18 protein-coding genes are annotated in these 20,379 nt (G+C 53.6%); 8 read left to right on the top strand and 10 right to left on the bottom strand.

Annotated elements, in window-relative coordinates; translation table 11 throughout:
* Positions 1-45: 45 nt before the first annotated feature.
* The 4 genes from HX805_RS11960 (at position 46) to HX805_RS11945 (ending at position 5,296) form a co-directional block, all read left to right on the top strand.
* Positions 46-1,293 carry an OprD family porin gene (locus tag HX805_RS11960; RefSeq protein WP_137205908.1) on the top strand — a complete coding sequence of 416 codons (1,248 nt, stop codon included), beginning with the start codon at positions 46-48 and terminating at the stop codon, positions 1,291-1,293.
* A gap of 205 nt (positions 1,294-1,498) precedes the next feature.
* The gene (locus tag HX805_RS11955; protein WP_137205907.1) at positions 1,499-2,674 is read left to right on the top strand and encodes an L-rhamnonate dehydratase; all 1,176 of its coding nucleotides are present in this window, start codon (positions 1,499-1,501) and stop codon (positions 2,672-2,674) included.
* A 13-nt stretch (positions 2,675-2,687) separates the two neighbouring features.
* Positions 2,688-3,683 carry an AraD1 family protein gene (gene araD1 / locus HX805_RS11950; protein WP_137205906.1) on the top strand — a complete coding sequence of 332 codons (996 nt, stop codon included), beginning with the start codon at positions 2,688-2,690 and terminating at the stop codon, positions 3,681-3,683.
* A gap of 29 nt (positions 3,684-3,712) precedes the next feature.
* Positions 3,713-5,296, top strand: a complete 1,584-nt coding sequence (locus HX805_RS11945) for an aldehyde dehydrogenase (NADP(+)) (protein ID WP_137205905.1) — start codon at positions 3,713-3,715, stop codon at positions 5,294-5,296.
* Between the two features lie 711 nt (positions 5,297-6,007).
* On the opposite strand, the gene HX805_RS11940 is transcribed toward HX805_RS11945, so the two are convergent.
* The 6 genes from HX805_RS11940 to HX805_RS11915 form a co-directional block, all read right to left on the bottom strand.
* Entirely contained in the window at positions 6,008-6,763 is a 756-nt protein-coding gene (locus HX805_RS11940; protein WP_137205904.1) for a TIGR03747 family integrating conjugative element membrane protein, read from the bottom strand.
* Between the two features lie 17 nt (positions 6,764-6,780).
* Complete coding sequence (gene traD, locus HX805_RS11935; protein ID WP_137205903.1) at positions 6,781-9,015, bottom strand: type IV conjugative transfer system coupling protein TraD; 2,235 nt, start codon at positions 9,013-9,015, stop codon at positions 6,781-6,783.
* Positions 9,016-9,279: 264 nt separating this feature from the next.
* Positions 9,280-9,783 (bottom strand): integrating conjugative element protein, encoded by a 504-nt coding sequence (locus HX805_RS11930; protein WP_137205901.1) that lies wholly within the window; start codon positions 9,781-9,783, stop codon positions 9,280-9,282.
* On the bottom strand, positions 9,780-10,337 hold the full coding sequence (locus HX805_RS11925) for a lytic transglycosylase domain-containing protein (RefSeq protein ID WP_137205900.1): 558 nt from the start codon (positions 10,335-10,337) through the stop codon (positions 9,780-9,782). The genes HX805_RS11930 and HX805_RS11925 overlap by 4 nt, the downstream gene beginning before the upstream one ends.
* A complete protein-coding gene (locus tag HX805_RS11920) occupies positions 10,322-11,101 on the bottom strand; it encodes a TIGR03759 family integrating conjugative element protein (protein WP_137205899.1) in 780 nt (259 codons plus the stop codon). Before HX805_RS11920 ends, HX805_RS11925 begins: the two co-directional genes overlap by 16 nt.
* Positions 11,102-11,111: 10 nt before the next feature.
* A complete protein-coding gene (locus HX805_RS11915; RefSeq protein WP_137205898.1) occupies positions 11,112-11,822 on the bottom strand; it encodes a methyl-accepting chemotaxis protein in 711 nt (236 codons plus the stop codon).
* Between the two features lie 440 nt (positions 11,823-12,262).
* On the opposite strand from HX805_RS11915, the gene HX805_RS11910 reads away from it, so the two are divergent.
* Both HX805_RS11910 and HX805_RS11905 read left to right on the top strand, forming a co-directional pair.
* On the top strand, positions 12,263-13,579 hold the full coding sequence (locus HX805_RS11910) for an AAA family ATPase (protein WP_137205897.1): 1,317 nt from the start codon (positions 12,263-12,265) through the stop codon (positions 13,577-13,579).
* Positions 13,576-14,442 (top strand): DUF4435 domain-containing protein, encoded by an 867-nt coding sequence (locus HX805_RS11905; protein WP_177116880.1) that lies wholly within the window; start codon positions 13,576-13,578, stop codon positions 14,440-14,442. Before HX805_RS11910 ends, HX805_RS11905 begins: the two co-directional genes overlap by 4 nt.
* 517 nt (positions 14,443-14,959) lie before the next feature.
* On the opposite strand, the gene HX805_RS11900 is transcribed toward HX805_RS11905, so the two are convergent.
* Both HX805_RS11900 and HX805_RS11895 read right to left on the bottom strand, forming a co-directional pair.
* Positions 14,960-15,862 carry a hypothetical protein gene (locus tag HX805_RS11900; protein ID WP_137205894.1) on the bottom strand — a complete coding sequence of 301 codons (903 nt, stop codon included), beginning with the start codon at positions 15,860-15,862 and terminating at the stop codon, positions 14,960-14,962.
* A 214-nt stretch (positions 15,863-16,076) separates the two neighbouring features.
* The gene (locus HX805_RS11895) at positions 16,077-16,793 is read right to left on the bottom strand and encodes a hypothetical protein (protein ID WP_137205893.1); all 717 of its coding nucleotides are present in this window, start codon (positions 16,791-16,793) and stop codon (positions 16,077-16,079) included.
* Positions 16,794-17,246: 453 nt separating this feature from the next.
* On the opposite strand from HX805_RS11895, the gene HX805_RS11890 reads away from it, so the two are divergent.
* Positions 17,247-17,831: a hypothetical protein gene (locus tag HX805_RS11890; RefSeq protein ID WP_137205892.1), complete on the top strand. Its 585-nt coding sequence runs from the start codon at positions 17,247-17,249 to the stop codon at positions 17,829-17,831.
* Positions 17,832-18,123: 292 nt separating this feature from the next.
* On the top strand, positions 18,124-18,945 hold the full coding sequence (locus HX805_RS11885; RefSeq protein ID WP_137205891.1) for a hypothetical protein: 822 nt from the start codon (positions 18,124-18,126) through the stop codon (positions 18,943-18,945).
* A gap of 175 nt (positions 18,946-19,120) precedes the next feature.
* Here HX805_RS11885 and HX805_RS11880 read toward each other — a convergent pair whose 3' ends face one another.
* Positions 19,121-19,279, bottom strand: coding sequence for a hypothetical protein (locus HX805_RS11880; protein ID WP_244657471.1), 159 nt, complete (start codon positions 19,277-19,279; stop codon positions 19,121-19,123).
* Between the two features lie 441 nt (positions 19,280-19,720).
* A complete protein-coding gene (locus tag HX805_RS11875; RefSeq protein ID WP_137205890.1) occupies positions 19,721-20,341 on the bottom strand; it encodes a LysE family translocator in 621 nt (206 codons plus the stop codon).
* Positions 20,342-20,379: the final 38 nt, after the last annotated feature.

The following is a 20,379-nucleotide window of genomic DNA, read 5'->3' as shown; positions in this document are numbered from 1 at the left end:
TCGGCCCGGAAGGCTCCCTTGTGCCCATAAGAAAAGAGAGCAGCTATGAAACTTGTAGTAATCACACCCACGGCAATAGGGCTGGCACTGGTCACACCGATCAGTCCATTGATGGCCCAGGAACACGGCTTTATTGAGGATTCGAACGCCAACCTGCTGATGCGCAATTACTACTACGACCGCGATTTTCAGGGAGCGAGCGCAACCCGCAACAAGGCCGAAGAGTGGGCCCAGGGTTTTATCCTCGACTTCCGTTCCGGCTACACCCAGGGGCCGGTGGGATTTGGCCTGGATGTCAGCGCCTTGAGCGGTTTCAAGCTCGACAGCAGCCCGGATCGCACGGGTACCGAGTTGCTGCCACGTCACGATGATGGCCGCGCGCCGGACAGTTATGGACGGGCGGGGGTGACGTTCAAGGCCAAGCTGTCGGCCACCGAGCTGAAGGTCGGTGAGTTGCGCCCGGATATCCCGGTGCTGCGCGCCGATGACGGACGCCTGTTGCCGCAGACCTTTGAGGGGCTGGCACTGACCTCCCGCGAATTTGAAGGCCTGACCCTGAGCGGCGGGCAGATCCGCAAGGTGGCGCAACGCAGTTCCACCGATGACCAGGATATGTGGGCCAACCGTTTTCCAGGGGTTACCTCGGATCGTTTCAACTATGTCGGGGCCGAATATCGCTTCAACCAGGAGCGCACCCAGGTGGGTGTTTGGCAGGCGCAGCTCAAAGACATCTACCAGCAGCGCTATTACAACCTGACCCATCGCCAGCCTGTGGGCGACTGGACCCTGGCGGCCAAGCTTGGCTACTTCGTCGATCAGGAGCAGGGCAGTGCCAAGGCGGGCAACCTCGATAGCAAGGCCTGGTGCGGGTTGTTCTCCGCCAGCACCGGGCCGCACACGATGTTTGTCGGGTTGCAACGGGTCAGCGAGGGTACAGGCTGGCTGGCCCTGGCTGGCACCAGCGGCAGGACCATGGCCAACGATTCCTATAACAACAACTTCTCCAATTCAGATGAGCGCTCTTGGCAACTGCGTTACGACTTCAACTTTGTCGCACTGGGCCTGCCCGGCTTGACCAGCCTGGTGCGCTACATCCATGGCTCCGATGCGAATGTCGGCTTGGTGCGTGACGGCACGTCGTGGGAACGCGATTTCGAATTGGCCTACACAGTGCAAAGCGGCCCGTTCAGAGACGTCAACCTGAGTTGGCGCAACTCCAGCGTGCGCAAAAGCTATGGCGAGGATTACGACGAGAACCGGTTGGTGGTGGCCTACAACCTGAATCTGTTTTAACGCTTCTGGTAGCCAGATAGCCGGTCTGCTTTTTCCGGCTCTCCCGCTAGAGATAACTCAAGCCTGATTTTTTTCTTAAAACGTATTACCCCAGGCTATCACTGGATGCGCACAAGTGATTATCCAGCACCCGCCCCCGTGGCTAGAGTTTGCGGACTTGAAGCGCTGGGTTGTCGGCGCTCTGCTCAACTGAAGGAGTTGAATAATGAAAATAAAATCCATCCGTACTCGTGTCTTCGAATGGAAGGGCAAGGTCGTGCCGCCCCAGGCGCACTTTTGCACCAATGCCAGCGACATCCTGTTCGAACGTGGTGACGCCATGGGCTCGTTCCGTTTCCATGGTTGGCTGGTGGTAGAGGTAGAAACCGATACCGGCTTGGTGGGCATCGGCAACTGCGCGCTGGCGCCGCGTGTGGCCAAGGAAATCATCGACACCTACCTGGCGCCCATTGCCATTGGCGAAGACCCATTCGACAACGAATACATCTGGCAGAAAATGTACCGCCAGAGTCACGCCTGGGGTCGCAAGGGCATTGGCATGGCGGCCATTTCGGCAATCGACATCGCCATCTGGGACATCATGGGCAAGGCCGTCAACAAGCCGGTGTTCAAGTTGCTGGGCGGGCGTACCAAGGAGAAGATCTGGACCTACGCGTCCAAGCTCTACGCCAATGACGATCTCGATCTCTTCTTGGAAGAGGCCCAGGGCTATCTAAACCAGGGTTTCACCGCGCTGAAGATGCGTTTCGGCTACGGTCCCAAGGATGGTCCAGCGGGCATGCGCAAGAACATTGAACAAGTGCGGGCTCTGCGCGAGCTGGCCGGGCCGGACGTGGACATCATGCTGGAGTGCTACATGGGCTGGACCCTGGAGTATGCGCGGCGGATGTTGCCCAAGCTGGCCGAGTTCGAGCCGCGTTGGCTTGAAGAGCCGGTCATCGCTGACGATATCGAAGGTTATATCGAGCTGAAGAAGATGGGCATTATGCCAATCTCCGGTGGCGAGCATGAGTTCACCTCTTACGGTTTCAAAGACCTGCTGGAACGTCGTGCCGTGGATGTGATCCAGTACGACACCAACCGCGTCGGCGGGATTACCGCTGCGCGCAAGATCAACGCCATGGCCGAGGCCTGGTCAGTGCCGGTTATTCCCCATGCCGGGCAGATGCACAACTACCATCTGACCATGTCCACCACGGCCTCCCCGATGGCCGAATTCTTCCCGGTGTTTGACGTCGAAGTGGGCAACGAATTGTTCTACTACGTATTTAAGGGCGAACCGCAACCGGTCAATGGCTTCATCCAACTGGATGACAACACCCCGGGCTTGGGTCTGGAAATTTCTGATGAGTATTTGCACGACTTCAACATCATCGAATAAGGCGGGCCTGACAATGCGATTGATTCAGTTTGAAGATCCGCAAGGGCAACGGCAGGTTGGCTGTGTCGACGGTGCGCAGATCCAGGTGGTGCGGGATACCCGCTCTACTCGTGAACTAGCACTGAGTGCGATTCGCAATGGAGTCAGCCTGCGGGATGAGGTGTTCAGACGCGGCACCGACGCGGGGCCGTTGTATGCCGAGCTGCAGGACACGGCACGGGTCCTGCCACCACTAGACCATGAAGACCCCGCCCACTGCCTGGTCAGCGGCACCGGCCTGACCCATCTGGGCAGTGCCGCGACCCGTGACCAGATGCACCAACAGGCGGACAAGGGTACGGCGGCGATGACCGACACCATGCGCATTTTCAAATGGGGCCTGGACGGTGGGAAACCGCCTGCTGGCCAGCCTGGTGCGCAGCCGGAGTGGTTCTACAAGGGGGACGGCAGCATTGTGGTACGCCCCGGTACGGACTTCCCGGTGCCGCCGTTCGCCGAGGATGCCGGCGAGGAGCCGGAGTTGACCGGTCTGTATGTGATTGGCGATGACGGGCAGCCCTGGCGCCTGGGTTATGCCTTGGGCAACGAGTTCTCCGACCATGTGATGGAGCGCCGTAATTATCTGTACCTAGCCCATTCCAAACTCCGTTGCTGCTGCTTCGGCCCGGAGCTGCGGGTCGGTGAGCTGCCGGCAGACCTGAGTGGCATGAGCCGGATTTTCCGTGACGGCCAAGTTCTGTGGGAGAAGCCGTTCCTGTCGGGTGAAAGCAACATGTGCCACAGCTTGGTAAACCTGGAATATCACCACTTCAAATACGCCCAGTTCCTGCGGCCGGGGGATGTGCATATCCATTTTTTTGGCACAGCCACCCTGTCGTTCGCCGACGGGATTCGTGTACAGCCGGGGGACCGTTTCGAGGTCAGTCTCGACGCCTTTGGTGCGCCGCTGCGCAATGGCATCATGCTGACCGATGACGTACTGGCGATTGGCGCGATCAAGGCGTTGTGAACCACCCCATATTTTTCCAGGAGCTAACCATGTCTCAAATCAGTCGTCATAACTACATCGGCGGCGCCTACAGCGCGGCAGGCGATACCATGCTTCAGAGCTTCGATGCGGTTACGGGTGAAGTGCTGGACGGCCAGTTCATCCAGGCGACCCGTGAAGAGATCGATGCTGCTGCTTTGGCTGCGAGCGCGGCGTTTCCGGCTTATCGCGGCATGGCGGCGGCACGCCGTGCCGGGTTTCTTGAGGCGATTGCCGAAGAACTCGATGCTCTGGACAGAACCTTCATTGACATCGTTTGCCGCGAAACCGCATTACCCGCTGCACGCATCGAAGGTGAGCGCAGCCGTACCAGTAACCAGTTGCGCCTGTTTGCGCAGGTGTTGCGTCGCGGCGACTTCTATGGCGCCCGAATCGACCGCGCCTTGCCCCAGCGCCAACCCTTGCCGCGGGCCGATCTGCGTCAGTGCCGCCTGGGGGTCGGGCCGGTGGCCGTGTTTGGTGCCAGCAATTTCCCCCTGGCGTTTTCCACTGCTGGTGGCGACACCGCAGCCGCACTGGCGGCCGGCTGCCCGGTGGTTTTCAAAGCCCACAGCGGGCACATGCTCACCAGTGCCTGGGTGGCGGCAGCGATTGGTCGGGCTGTGGAAAAAACCGCGATGCCTGACGGCGTGTTCAATCTGATCTATGGCGGCGGTGTCGGTGAATGGCTGGTCAAGCACCCGGCTATTCAGGCGGTAGGGTTTACCGGTTCGTTAAAAGGCGGCCGGGCCCTGTGTGATATGGCTGCGGCACGGGCGCAGCCAATCCCGGTGTTTGCTGAAATGTCGAGCATCAACCCGGTGCTCCTGATGCCGGCGGCGCTGGCGTCTCGTGGTGAAGCACTGGCGACGCAATTGAGTGTGTCAGTAACCCAGGGCTGCGGTCAGTTCTGTACCAAGCCGGGATTGTTGATGGGGGTGCGCTCAGCCGACTTTACGGCGCTGGTCGAAAAGCTTGGCGCAAGCCTTGCTTCCTTACCAGCACAGTCCATGCTCAACGCCGGGACGTTGCGTAATTATGAACATGGAGTGCGACGCTTGCATGAACACTCGGGGGTCCGCCATATCGCGGGCGCACCACAGCAGGGTAATCAGGCATGGCCCCAGTTGTTCCAGGCCTCGGCGCAGTTGCTGCTTGATGTCGATAAGGTGCTGCAAGAGGAAGTGTTCGGTCCCGCGACCGTGGTTGTGGAGGCTGCCGATGATGTGCAACTGCAGCACATCATCAGTGCCTTGAACGGTCAGTTGACTTTCACCCTGATCGCCGATGAAGCAGACCTAGCGCAGTGCGCGCCGCTGGTTTCGCAATTGGAGCAAAAGGCCGGGCGCTTGCTGCTCAATGGCTACCCGACCGGCGTCGAGGTGTGCGATGCGATGGTGCATGGCGGGCCTTATCCGGCAACCTCCGATACTCGGGGAACTTCGGTGGGAACTCTGGCCATCGACCGTTTCCTGCGCCCGGTGTGTTACCAGAACTACCCGGACGCGTTGTTGCCGGCGCCGCTGAAAAACTCCAATCCGCTGAGAATTGCCCGCTTGGTGGATGGCCGAACGACATGCGCCGCCCTGGATTGACCAAACCGACAATTTTCTAATGGCAGTTGTGCAGGTCTGCCCATTAGCCGCTACCGATTTGCTCTTGGTGTTGCTGGTTGGCAAGCAGAACTATCGTGCGGAGCAAATTACAGAGCAAATACGCTGTAGGCTGCACCACGTCAGCCAGTGGGCCGTGACATGTGTTCTGGTGCTCTTTGATTGTACTCATTTGCATTTTTCGCGTCCGCCGATTGAGGGTAACACCAATGATTAAATCTATGTTGGCAGGGAAGATACATCGTTTGCGTCTCGTCGGAAGACAAACGTTAATTGAAGGTTGTTTTTAGGATAATTGCTTTTATGAAGGTGGCTATCGTAACGTTGGTGATGTTGAGGCAGACGGCACGTTTCGCTATCGGATCAACTTATCTAGTAGCACACCAAAATTCTCTAGGTATATAGGTAGTCACGTGGATGGCTTGACATTGACTCATGTCAATGGAGACGTTTTTGAATTAATCGAACAAATAGCTTTAACAGTAAGCGCAATTCGCTAGAAGGCCCATGCACAGCCGGTGCCGTCTACACCATCGGCGGCTAAGTAATAAGAATATGGATCAATACTGCCTGTCAGAGATGTATGTATAGTGCATATTCTTGCTCGTTGTTGAATACAGTTCTTGTGTTTGCTGATTCCTTTACCGCAGCCCAATTCACACTTGATGTTAGCCCTGCCGATATGGGCAGCTCCTAAAGGTATTTTTTGAAACTGGAGACAGTGATGTAAACCGACACGCCCAATAACAACGAGCACGGCAGCAAAATCAGTAATGGGCTGATGCTGATTGGGATAGCCAGGTAAATCGTCCACGGAACGATTGCCAGCGGAATAATGGTTCCGCGCGCTTTGTGATACAGGTAGCTCGACTCCCTGCCAGACCCGAACTTGCGCAGATCACGTCGCACCAGGCCATCCACCAGGCCCGTAAACGCCGCCAGTGCAAATAGTGGAATTGTCAGTATCAGGATGACCATCCGTACGCAAAAGGTGAGCACGGTATAAAGCGTGGCCAAGCCGTAATCCTGGAACTTGATCATGACCCGACCGAGTTCGTAGCGCAGGTCGAACATGCCGGCGTGCTGCGGCGACGTGGAGCGAGCGTATTGTGTCAATGTGTGAACGCTGTCCTGCAGGCCGCTTTTTACCATCAGCCATTCATAGGTTGTTTTTGCCAGCCAGGTTGCGGTGCGCCCGGGCTCTTTGATGACAACGCTGTGTAACAAATCCTGGGACAGCCAGCCCAGCTCGTGCTCAAACATCTGCTGGGCGTGCCTCCATCCAGCATCCGGCCAGAGGACGTACATGCACAGCCACTCAACGAGGATGGCGACCAGCAGTGAGCCGAACATCACCCCCAGGAAGTGAAAGGGCGCTGAGATCACCATGCCCAGAAAGGATTTTTGCCCTTCCTGCTGTTGCTGGGTTTTTTCCGCGATATCGGCCATCGCTATGCTCCTTTACGCTAAGCGACTTTGTCGTCCTTGGCCATAAGACGGAAATCGTCGACCAGGTCTTCGGGTAGCGATTCGCTTAGTGACTGATATCCCGGCGCTTGCCACCATTCGCTGTTGGTTCCTGATCCTTTACGCATTCCTTCAACCAGGGTCTGCAGATCCTTGGGCATCACCTCGTCGGGATCACTTGCCGGCAACGGCATACGGATTTTCCAGAGGTTGCCTCCTTCGATCAGGGCAAAGCATTGCCCCTTGGGCAGAGCAACCACATGCGCCGGCTCGATCATTGGCACGCTGACGCTTTGGATCTGGTCGTGGGTGTTGGAGGTAAAGGCCGTCTTGCCGTTGATTGCATCATTGGCGCTGCTGGCCGGTGTGCTGGTAAACACCTGAACCTTGGGTAATTGATTGGTCAGCAGCTCGGCAGTGGCGGTCTCGCGCACACGCAACATAAACAGGTTGTTGAAGTTACCAATGACCTGGCCAGCTTTTGCCCGGTTACCGATCTTGGCTTCAATGTCGCTCATGGTCTGGGTATAGGCGGTGACTTGCATGCCGGCGCCGCCGCCTTTGTTGATCATCGGTATAAATTCTTCGCCCATCAGTTCGTTAAACTCATCAGCATGCACGTTGATCGCCACCTTGGCGCCGGAGGCACCGGGCAAGCCGTCGTCGATACCGAACTTGTAGATGTGACCTGCGACTGACACCAGGTCGCTGAACATTGAGTTCCCAACTGCAGCAGCCACTTCGGTATCCGACAATGCATCCAGTCCCACATAGACCACCGCTCGTTTACGGATGACCTGCATCCAGTCGAAGATGGGCCGCGGATCTTCAAGATCCATGTAGTCAGGCGAAAGCAGCTCGGCAATGCGTCCTGTGGTCAGTTTCTCCAGCAGCGGCAGCAGGCTGGCAACGATCTTGTCGAAGTAGGTTTTGTCATAACGAACTGCTGATCGCAGCCCCTCCATCACAGGGTCGGATATGCGTTGCTGAGTCAGGTACATGTCCAAGGCCACCACGCGCAGCGGGCGGTCCTTCATGGCGAAACTGAGGTTTTTGCGGTCGATCTTGCCCTCAAGCTCGACGATGGTCTGCCAGGCTTTAGGATCATGTTCGGCAAAGTGCTTCTGTGCATACTCGATGAACAGAGCGTCGATGTTGGTCACGTGCTTGAGGATCTGCTCGTAATCAGGCCGACGTCCGAGGGCCACCAAGGCGCGCGCGATGATATTGACGAACCGCCAGGCGAACTCACGGAACGCTGCTGAGTTGCCTTCTCCTGATAGCTGACCGGCAATTCGAGTCGCCACCTCTGAAATACGGCCAAAGCGGCCCACGGCGTTGTAACGTGCGGAGTAGTCAGGCCATCCCAGGTGGAATACATAAAATTCGTCCAGTCGGCCGGCACGCATGCATTCGATGTACATGCGTTTGAGAAGGTCGGCATCGCCTTTAGGATCGAAAACAATCACCACCTCGCGATCAAGGTTCATCTCTTCGTTTTGTGCCGCTGTGCGCTGGCTACGATGGACTGGCTGAACGCGTCGACCCATCTGAACACGGCGTCGAGACCGGCTTCGGCTGCGGGTGCGTCTGATGTCCTGGGTGATAAAAAGTTCTGCCAGACGGGTCTTGCCCACCCGGGTAGTGCCCAGTACCAGGGAGTGTCCAACGCGCTCACCCAGCGGCAAGCTGACGTCAATTTCATGGGGTTCTATACCGTGTAAACGCGGTAATCCACCCACTGGCGGCAGTGGCCGCACCGGGTTAATCGCTACGTTCCACGAGGTGGCTTTGGTCAGGAGTCTGAGTGGAAAGGGGGCGAACTCCAGCCGCTCCTCCATGCGCCGTGCCAGGGAATAGATCGAGGTTGGCTCGACATACTCGGCGTATTTGGGCAGATAGGTGTCCATCAACCGCTGGGTGTGTTTCTGAGTCCAGCGAAAGCCCTTACCGATGAACAGGCGTTCATTACTGACCGGCATGTCCTTGCTGGTCATGGTGTAGTGGGGGAGACGCCGAATATTGCGTCGATACCGCAATACAACCAAAGCCTGTCTCAGGCGCACATATCCAAGAATCAAAAAGCCAAAGGCGGAAACCGCTCCAAATAAGGGAGTCAGTGCAAAGGCCCAGGGCGCAAAAATACAGAGCAGTGCTGCAGCGGCGCAGACGCAGACCGTGTAAAGCTCGACGGCAGGACGAAGCAATGCCTCAATGGTGAAAGAACCGGCCATGGTTGGAGCCTTATATCGCTAAGGGGTTTTCAATGGGAACTGTTCGTCCAGCTCCTGGCTTACTTGTGATATCTCGTGTGAAGCCAATTGATCAGCTAATTTCAAGCGCATTGCGATGGCATCACTTTGTTCTGTGGAGGTCACTCGACCGCCATACAGCCAGACCACATACCTCACTTGCTCCAAGATAAGCTGGCACGTTCGCGGGTCTTCCGGTTGTCTGATCACCACGGTGAGTGACTGCGGTGGTGGCATCCTTGCCTCCTATTGCTGAATGGCTGTGGCAGTAATGAGCAGCGGGTAGTGCTTGATTCCAAGACGTTGCGCCAGATCATTCGAGGGGGCTGGGACCATCTGAAGGCCATCCGCCCAACGCTGCACCTCGGCAAAGCGTTCGGCGCTGGCTACATTCACTACGATCCCGACTGCGTGTAGTTGCTGCAGTTGGTCGCGGCGTTGCGAAAGCCAGGCTTTTGACATTGCGTCGTCGCCAATCAGGAATAGGGGCTGCAAGCCTGGTGCATTGATCACCCGGCCTTGTAGTTCTCCAGGTGTCAGTTGGTCAGAGCGCACTGGAAACGAACCTTGACCGCGCACGCCAATGTTTTCTAACGGTGCAGACTGCCCGGTTGGTTCTGGGACCAGGTCTTGGTAGTAGGGCACGGCGGAAACGCCGCCATGATCTTCAACCACAATCAATGAGCTGGCATTCGCCACGATGGGCGAGATCGAACACAGCAACAGCATTAAGCTCAACATTCTTTTCATGGGTTGTTCGCCATCAAGTTTATGCCGGTTACGCGGCTAAGGTGTTTGGCAAAAGCACGGCGGTAGCGTGCTGCAGGTTCACCACCAGCCGGGCGGTGGTACCGGCCGGCGGCCGTGATCCAGTCTCCGCCCTTGGCTTTTTGTTCTGCGAGGATCTGGGCGGTAACGGAGAGGTTCTTGTAGGGATCCAGACCTTCGCACGGGGAGCTGTAACGGTGACCATTGGCACCTATGTTGGTTTGACCTAGACCAACGTCGACCCTACTGGGGCCTGCGGTTTGAAGCGCAATCATCAAAGCCCTGCACGCATCGCTTCGGGTCGCAAACCGGTAGCCTGCGCCGGCGACATTCAATGTCCAAGGCCAGGGCACTATTTGGCCGCGTAGTCGCGTGCCGCTCTCTTGCAGCGCGACGGAATAGAGCACCTCGGACGGAACGCCGGCAGGCAAGGCAATCAATTGATAGGCCGGTGGAGGGACCTCTGCGCTGTTGGCCAACGCCGCGCCCAACATAAGACAGCCTGCCAACACGGCGCGTACTACTGTCGCTGCCATTGCCCATTCACCTTGCGCATCACCGCAGGAAGCTCGCCGCCGAGCCCAAGGCCGAGCCAGCGGCCTGCATCGTGATTCAGTGTTATCTGGCGGCTGCGTACGCTGGTTGGCTCGATGCCAGCCAGGATTGCCCAGCGGCGGATGGTCTCGTCGTCCCCTTGGCTGCCCACGAAGTAGAGATCGAAGGGTTGTTTCTGAGCCTGGAGGTCTTTCACCCGGGCAATACAGCTGGTGCAACTGTCTTGAACAAAAACGGCTAATCGACCTGAGCCTTTGAGAGCATTTGCCGCCCCGAGGGTTTTAGGAGACAGCGGCTCTGATGAAATTTGAATGACTTTTTCGTTGGGGTATAGGCGAGCGAAGGCTAGGTCATACGCCTTTTGATAAGCCAGTTCCTTGTCGATACGTTGCCGTTCAGCTTGCACCTGCAGTTCAGCGTAACGCCGGCGTTCTTCCGCTGATTTAGCTTCGATACCCAGTGCAGTTAGAGGATCCAGTCCTGGTGAATAGATGCCCCGGGGACCTTCCATGACGGTGCGATAGCGACTCCACTCTTGGGGTGTTAATCCCCACTCGCGGGCCAGTTCTGTCTGGCTGGCCCCTTGAGAAGAGTTCTGGGTTTCGCTGTTCTGCGTACTGGTGATGGACGTTGAAGGCCCTGGAGCAGCTGAGCAACCATAAGCCATCACAATGGCTGCCAGACCAATTATCAACGAGGCGTTTGTAGCGTTCATTTTCTTTGAGGGTTTGAGAAGGCCAAACATAAAGAAGGTCCTATTGCGCGACGGTTATGGTTTGCGGTGTTCCGGCCACCTCGAATCGTGCGGATTTGCCGTCCAGAGCGTTTAGGCGCCAGGCCGTACCCGCCACGGCATCACCCGGTCGGATGAGGTAGATCTGGTTTAACTGCGTGCTGCCAGGCGGTGCTACGGACAAAAAACGCTCACCGCCCCGGTATTCAATACCGACGATGGTGAAGGGCGGCGCTTGCGGTGTGATAACGCTGGTACTGGGCTTCTGGGCGGGACGAGGCTTGCGTACAGCAGCTTTGGGCTTAGACGGTGGGGCTGAAGGTTGCTTGATCTGGGCTTGGCTTAATTCGTGAACACGGCTATCGAGCGTTTCGACATTTGCCTTGAGCACCACCAATTCACCAGAAGACGCGACATTACGAGAAAGATCTTGCACTGATTCGGTTGCTTGCTTCGCAAAGGCCTGCGCGGCATCGATTCGATTTGACAGCGCTTGTTGTCCGGAGCGGAAGTCATCGTTGCTGACCCACTGCTTGCCATCCACAGAGTCTAACCGTTCGTCGACTTTGCTCAGGCGTGTCAGCATTGCAGCGAGGGACTCTTTATCAGCAGTCGTAGACATGCTGATCCTGAGTAGAGATAGTTGATGATGCTCATAGGCCAACATGCCTGTCAGGGCCACAAGGCAGAGGCTGAGTATCACAGTGGTTCGAGTAGGGAGTGGTAGGTTCATGAGCGTCCTCGCGCTTAAGCGAGGGCACCCTCTCAAACCAGTTCCTACAGTGCAGTAGGAAATAGGTTTTCCAAACTGCTTTGATTTTAGGGCTTACCGGTTTTCAACGGTTTGCCTATGGAAAAATTGGCTCACTTGCTTGGCTTTAATCCGTCATGAGCGGCTACCATCGGCCAAAACCGGTCATTTGTGGTAGCTAAAAATCGCCGGAACCGGACATCTGATCCAGTCTGTCACAGGCTTGGAAACGCTGCCTTACCCTCGAAATTAGCCGTATATACACCCGAACTCCACTCAAGCGTCCATGCCGGGGCTCGCAAATACGTAAACCGTTGAAAGCAGGAATGCCAAGGATCGTTTCCAGACGCGACAATCTCCAAGCTTTTTGCCATGATGTCATTTTGCAGGCGCTGAATTTCAGCCAATCGAAGGAGTGAATGGTGCATCTGATTAAATCTTTTACAATTGAAAAGTTATGGGGGCACGCCCCGACTATTAGTGCCAACTTGGATGACCAATTTAATTTTATAATTGGCCGTAACGGCACAGGGAAAACCACCGTTATTAATCTTTTGGCTGCCGTCCTAACCGTTGACTTTGAACGGCTCGACAGGATAGATTTTGAAAAAGTAACTATAGTTTTTAAAGAGCCGGGCAAACGAAAAAATCCATCTGTGGAGGTAAATAAAAAACAAAAAGAGGGTATGCCTTATTGCGACATTAATTATGCATTAAGGGAGTCATCTAAAGATACACCGGTAATCTACGACTTGGACGCACTAGAGCAAGAGCGTTTTTACCGCGGCGCTCCATCCCGCATGATGAGAGAACGGATTTTTCGGGAGCGGTTTGCTGATATTCGCGAAAGCCTTAATTCCCTAATTAAGGTCTCTTGGTTGTCGGTGCATCGTTACAGTGATGACGGGCGCTCACAAGATGAGCGCAAGTTTGTACCAGCAATTGATCAGAAGCTCCGGGATTTAAATAATAGTCTGGTTCGATATTTTTCCACCCTCACAAAAAAATACGCCGATCATACTTTGGAATTTCAGCGGAAAAGCTTCCTTTCTGTATTGACCCCCGAGCGTTTCGAATCAGTATTCAGCTTCGCTAAAAAACTCGATCTTGAGCAGGAAAAGGGGACGCTAGGTGAAATTTTTCAGGTATTAGGCGTGGAGCCCAGACAATACAATCAAAAATTAAAAGTTCATTTTGAAAAGTTGACCAAGGCAATTGGATCGACACGCGAGAATAGCCAAGCTATCGCAGTGGACGATTTCGCAACTCTATATAATGCTTGGCGAGCACACTCACTAGTTGCTGACTATGAAGAGCTCCAGGGTAAAAAAACAGAGATATTCAAGCCGAGAGACTCATTTCTTGAGATTATAAATGCGCTTTTGGAAGGCCGAAAAAAAATTGCGCTGTCAGAAAAAAATGAGATCACTTTTAGCACTGAAATGAGGCTTGGACATGGCAAGCAAGCTAAGCGAAAAGATATTCTTCTAGAAGAGCTTTCGTCAGGCGAGAAGCAATTATTGATTATTTTAGGCGAGGCGCTATTACAACAATCAGCACCATCAATATATATTGCAGACGAGCCGGAGTTATCTCTGCACGTGTACTGGCAAGAGCAGCTTACCTCGGCAATTTCCCAGTTAAATCATAATGCACAGATTATTTTCGCTACGCATTCGCCTGACGTTGTAGGTATACACGACGATAAAATCATAGACATGGAAGAGATTTTGGCATGAAATTTACTCGAACTCGAAGTGGTCTAAAAAATTTCGGCCTATTCTTTGGCGCGGAAATAACTCTTTACGTCGAGGGAAGATTGCTGACGCAGCTTCCAATCGAAGACCCAACTAGGCCAGATACAAAATTTTATAATGCTTTGTGCTCACAGTATTTGTCAGGAAAAAAGGTAAAGGTAAAACTCACAGGAAATCGAAAAAGCGCACTTGGTTATCATGAGAAAATCATCCAGTCATCGATACCAAACTCGCTCGTTATAGTGGATAGAGACTATGATGGCCTGCTACTAAGTCCTTTGGTTAAACCTAAATTGATCCTGACTTATGGTTACAGTTGGGAGAACGACTTCTGGACCGAACCATTGCTTCTGCATACCTTGAACATTTCTACCGCTTCGGATGCGAGTGCAATTGCTCTTGCATCAACAAAATTACGACGCGTCTTGCGGAGATTATCCAAACTAAGCGCGCTTAATGCCGCCGCCCACATTAACGGTGCGTCTATATTTACTGGCAAGAAAAATTCGAAAGGCTTGAATATTGACGCATCATCAATGTTTCCGATATCTTTATCTGAGTACAGGCGGCTTGCCAACAATCTGCCCAATATGTGCCAAGTTATGAGGGAAGTGCACCGCGCTGCACTACAAGCTAAGCAGGAGAACATTATTCAGGGGCATCTTTTAGAATGCGTATCCCTGTTTTTACTATCATATGTTTACACGACATCAACTAGTAGTACTCTGAAGAATAATACAATCCTAGTTAATATAGCTCTAAGTCTTTTTTCCGAAAATCCCGGCTCATACATCTCACCGGCGGCCGATGATTATTACCGAAGAGAGTTTGCTCGTGCTGTTTGATTTTCGGCAGAAGGAGTGGAGTTATTCATCTGAAAGCATCCAGTCGTCCGAGCCCTGTGATATTTGACTTGGAAGTTTTTTATAATTTATTTAACTCATCGCCCTTCCGACGACTCTTGTTCGTTTGCAGCCAGTGACAAAGGGCTGAAATCAATCCGTAGCAGCCCTTCAATTGATGCACAAAACGGCCAATTACGATCGATCAACCGCGCAAATCGCTGAGATCGAGGCTTCGATCAATGCTGCGCGCAATTTGATTGGCCGGGATGTGATCTTCAATGTTGAACGAGTAAAACAGTATCTCTTGTCCGCTCGACAATTGCCCCATTATGCTGCGAGTCCTCCCGCTGGCCGATGACCTGATTCTGCCGTAGACCAAGAAGGATATCTACTTTTCAACAGAATCGGCCAAAAGCGGCCACTCAAACGACTTCTCTTTAACAAGATTATTCATAAGGTCGCCAATCGCATGAAGCCCGGATTGGAAAGGAAAATAAATTTGCCTCCCCTTCGACTTTCAAGGTAGTAATGCCGACAAGGCGGGTAAAAAAGGAGCAACAACTGGACCAAGTACTTGCATATGATCAGCAAGCGATCCCATAAACTTATGGTAATGATCCTTGAAACCTCGCTCTCCAAGGGTAGAGCGCATTCCATTGATGCTACTTTCTAATCCAGGTCTGACCTCGGAAGGAATATCTAACTGTCGTATAGCAGCAAGTAAATCGTTTAAGGTTCCAACTCCACTTACCTCCGAGGAAGTGGCTTCCTGCGAGACATCTCCAGCGTTACCGGTCGCTAGGTTCTGAATGTTTCCTGTTACATATGTATTGAAGATTTGATGGATCTTTTCCTGTGGAATAGGATTTGAATTCAATTGTGCCTCTCCAGCAGTTGGGTCGGTAGCTTCAATCTCAAGAACAAAATTGAGGACTCGCGTTCGCACAGCATCAAGCGCGGCAACTAATGACGCAGCTGGGATTACTTTCCAAGCCTGCATGCAGTTCATGTTTTGATATATATTACTTCCGACCACCGCCACTAAATTTGGATTCCATGCCTCTTGCAGGGTCCCTTCGCTGCTATTCTGAATAAGGGACTCCATGGCAGCAACTGGCATCGTGAAGTAAGAGCGCTCTAGACCCTCTCTCAACTGTTCTGGAATACTAAATATGGGTATGTCAGCGTTCCGAAGCCCAGAGCCGAAAGCTCCGGAAAAATGCCCCTTAGAGTTAACTTCAACAACGCGATAGTCGGGAAGTTCTTCCGTGGAATCGTAACCAGATAACTCATTCTCCACCCACTCTTTAAACTCACTACTACTAAGTCTAGCCGCAAGAACTTTGCAACGCCGCAGCAGCGAAGCAACATCTGCTTTTGAATCGATGGCCGCGTCCTGAATCTGGCGTAAAAGCGACATCAACAGCTCCTTTTTAGTGTATCTATCAGCCGATGGAAAATAAGAACCGGTCTAGATTTGTAGGAATCTAAATTACCGCAATTTGACGCTACTTACCTAGAGGGAAAACTGGCAATCTTCTCGAAGCAGCCTGTCTTAGGCCCGCCATTCGGACTGCCGCTCGTGCTACTGGCGCGGGTTCCTCAATGAGTCCGGTTCCCCTAGAACTAGAAGCTCACTCCAGCTCCACAGGCTCGCTCAAGAAGTCGATGAGCTTCGCCCCTAACTCCGTGGTCCTGCGGGCCAGAATGCCTTGGCGCGACATGGTTGTGCCAAGGCCATCTGTGTTGATAAGGCCGCGCTGATAAAGGTCTCCCCAGATGACTTTGTAGATCCGCTCTTTGCCTCGGAGATCCGGAAATGCATGCTCAATGGCTTGCGCTATGCCGCCCATGCTCCAGCTACTCGGAAACTCTACTCCATGCTTCTGACTCCATTCTTCAGGGCCGTTCATAAGGCTGAGTAGGCGAATGTGGGTCACCGTGCAGACATCGATAAAATTGAGGAACAGCTGTCTCAGATCCTCTTCTGGGCCATGGCCGATTGCGACGTTCAGCACTGCGTTGCGGAGCGCCTCCAGCTTTTCTTGCTGATGACTTCGTATTGCCAACATCGATGCTTGGGACACGGTGGTGATGAATGTTTCGTTGTGCTGCAAGCCTTGCTCGGTTAGCACACTCTTCTCGATCAGATCGTTCAACGCGTTGCCGACCTGATTCATCCACTGAATCCTTCGCTCATTCATTGGCGTGTCGATGATTGAATTGAAAATTTCAACCCCAGCACCGCCTAGGACGGGCACTGCGCCAATCATGATTCTGGCGACGCGGTGAGCTTTTTCGCCATCTGGTTCAATGATTGGGTCGATCAGCTCGTTGTCGATTTTGTTCATCTGGAGCTCCATTAGGTGGCGGATGGAGCAGACATACCTGATACCTCATCCTTAGCCAAGCGCAATGTGGCGGATGAGGCGGCGGCAGGTTGGACGTGCCGCCTAAAGGGCCACTATTGGCCGATAGCTGCCCGCCACGAACGGCGGATATCGGCCAAAAGCGGACCATCGACATGCTATTAACACCTTTGTGATCTATTCATGTCGGTTTGCAGATTTGCATCGATAGTTGATGGAGTTGGGGCATACCTTGTGCAAATCAGCTCCACTCATGCTTAAAATCTGAATCACGTGCAGTCGGCTGCTTCTGAAGCGCGGCTGGCTGTGAACACTGCGCATTTTCTAGTCATTACCGTATGGAATTGAGTCATGCAACGCATACTTTTAACTATTTATTCTAGCGGCCTGCCTCTGGCAGCGGCTGTACTCGAACTTTAGGCTTTCAGGATCGTTATGCGACCTCACTCACTAAGCACTGCACTTATTACTGAAAATGCTTTTCAACTCGTCGCTTGGAGCGCCGGTGCCAAAGAAGCTCAGAGCCATTTCGTCGATAGCGATGACCATGGCGCATTTGGAGCTACAAAGCCGCACTACGTTTACCGTTTGCAAACTACAATCAGCGAGCTGTTGGTCGTAACTGCTACCAAGATAAGAATTCTCCAGGATTCGCTGAGCAAGCTAATTTTTGATCCGGGGGAGATGGCAAAGGTTGACGCTAACGTCTCGGGAGAGCACCCATCGGCGTATCTGACGAGCAGCCAAGTCCACCTCTCGATCCGGGAGACATGCAATAAGATTATCCACGCGACATCAGTGGCATTCGTAATGCGAAACGCATATGGGCAGACGGAAGAGTTTGCATACTGGTCAGAGGATCTCGCAGGTTTTTGGTTCAGTGGAGAAGTTCGCCTTAAAGGTGAAAACAGAGGTAAGGAGTGGGAAGTTTTACTTAACCCTGCCCAATTTGGTGTCTGTATTGTCGACTACATTAATGAGCTGGAATCGGGTCATGAGATTCATAGGGCGTGGGAATAAAAACCAACAGTTCGCTCTAACCGACGATATCGAAATGTCGCTACTGAAAGGTTTCTGCTTTCTGCGAAGAGCATTTAGGGGGGGTAGCTGTCGTCTCGAGGTAGCTAGCGACCCAGAGCTGACATTCTCGGAGCGCTGGTATCATGCCTGAAGGACAGAAGAGTCCTCCTCTGAGGCTGTTGTGTGTCCCAAAACCGAGTGTTCGATGAGGCTCTCATAATGTAGTGGCATTTAGTTAATTCGAAAGGCAAACTAAAGCTCTTAATTCCTACGGAAAAACCAAGGAGGTTCCGTGAGTCCTGAGATCGTCAATACATATGAACAAATTTCCCAGTTGCCGGCCAAAGTCCTGCCGCTTTTCGCGAAGCACAACATCGACATTGATCCAGATTCGGACCTTCAAAAGATGCTTGATCGCTGTGCTTTAGCGGGTCAAGGAGTCTACTCAAGTGCAGATAAGCTGGAGGTGTGTCGCGCACAGCGAGTCTTGCTTGCCATAGTCGCCTGCAGCGACGAGCCGGAAATTAAAGAGCCGCTAAATCGTATTGCATCGAGCAATCTCGACTTTTGCTCTACTGAACATTCGCTAGGACAAGATGCTGTTTTTGAACTGGAATTCTTGCAATACGTCAGGCATAGAGGACTGACGGCAAGATTGGGAGAGCCTGACATTATCGTAAGCGCTCCATTCGGCGACTATTTTGTCGCGTGTAAGTGCATCAACTCATTAGCTAACTTCAAAGGGCAATTGCGCTCAGGCACCAGCCAGGTCAAAAAGCTCGGTCACGGCTGTGTAGCGTTCAATTTAGAGCGGCAAAGCAAGCTGATACAGCCGTTGAAGGTGGAGCAGGCCAAAGAAGTTAAGGCGATTTTGGACGCAGAACTCAGTGAGTTTTATGCCCATAACACAGAGCGGTTCAATCGTCTGCTGGTGGACGGAAGCCTTGATGGTGTCGTGCTTCAGATTTCTTGCTTCGCGGATATAGCAGAGAGCGGCTTGGATCTCAACGTGTGTACACACACGGTCTTCTACTCTCGTCAGAATCTCCAGGGGGGCGAGGCGCATGATCGTTTTGATGGGTTTAGGCAATCTATGAGAGGACAGATGGGGTGACGCTAGCTTTTCATCGATGAACAGTACGTCCGAGGGATCCCCCTAAAGCTCTCAGAACAAAGCCCGCGCCAAGAGGGCCGGCGCGGGTCATCTGTCAAGCTTTCCCGTATCTGTATTCGTGCCGTTATACGCTCGGTTCGACAGAGAGGGGAACGATTAAGCCACAATTTTGAAATCAGCGGAGTGGCGCGACATGGCATGTGATGATCATTTTTCCCTTATTTCCCTTCAGCTTGGCCAACCCCTGCTTGATGTGCCCAGCGTCTTCGCCAATCGCCCCGCTGGGCATTCCAAGCGTCGTCTCCGACTTAGGTGAAATCTTGCTGTTCATCATGATGCATTAGCTCCATCAAGGCTGCTTCCAGACCGAGTTGATTCTCGTCGATCCTTACCGGCACGCCGATAACGAATAATCCTCAGCAATAGCGTCGACTCATTTCGAAAAAAACAGCATTCACCGGCATCCCCTATGTGCACGGTAGTGATGGATGCTTAGAAATTGCTACAAAGCATTGCATGTTTGAGAGCAAAGCCTTGCTGGCTGGGGCGCGGGCCGCCCAGTCCATCATCGGATCCAGCCAATAGCTGCTTTGGCGGCCAATAGCGGACGTTTACGCTAAGCTCGCTATCGGCCAAATCGGGCCAGTATGCGCTGATCGACACTTGGCACGAGGTCGTTCAAGTCAAGAATCGGGGCGCTGTAATCGATGCCGAAGTCTCGTGACCAGAACGTCGGGAACAGATCTTCATGGATTGATAGTGATCCTTCAGGTCTTCAGCGCTTGCTGAACGATAACCGCGCGGCGAACAACACGAAAATCATTCCGGTGGTGCGATCCATCCAGCGAATCACCTTTTCCCGGCGCAGAAAACCGGACAATGGCTGCGTCGCGCCAATCAACACCAGTGACCAGATCAGCCCGAGCACCACGTGAATGCTCACCAGCCCGAACGTCCACGGCACCAGAGGTTGGCCTTGCGGAATGAACTGCGGCAGAAACGACACGTAGAAAATCCCGATCTTCGGATTCAGCACATTCCCCAGCATGCCCTTGAAGAACCAGTTCGTCCCTGGCTTGCCGTCGGCCTCGGTCGGTGCCAGCGAACGGCGAGGGCGCAGCAGCATGTTCAACCCCAGCCACGCCAGATACGCCGCGCCGCAATACTTCAACAGGTTGTAGGCCAGCTCCGACACCGCGATCAATGCCCCCAACCCAAATGCCACCGCCGCGCCCCATAACAGGCAACCGGCGTTGATCCCCAACGCTGCACGTAAGGCCTGCTGCTTGCCTTCAACGGTGGCGGTGCGGAGCACCAGCGCGGTGTCGAGGCCGGGTGTCAGAGTCAGCAGCGTGGCAGCGAAGGTGAAAGCGAGTAGGTTGTCGGCGATGGACATGGCGCGTGGGTTCCCTGTGCTGGATTGGGGAACGGTAG

The organism is Pseudomonas sp. G5001 (assembly GCF_013385475.1).
In the GTDB taxonomy this organism is placed as follows: Bacteria; Pseudomonadota; Gammaproteobacteria; order Pseudomonadales; family Pseudomonadaceae; genus Aquipseudomonas.
Note: the sequence above shows the minus strand (reverse complement) of the source record. Positions and strands in the feature narration are given on the sequence as shown.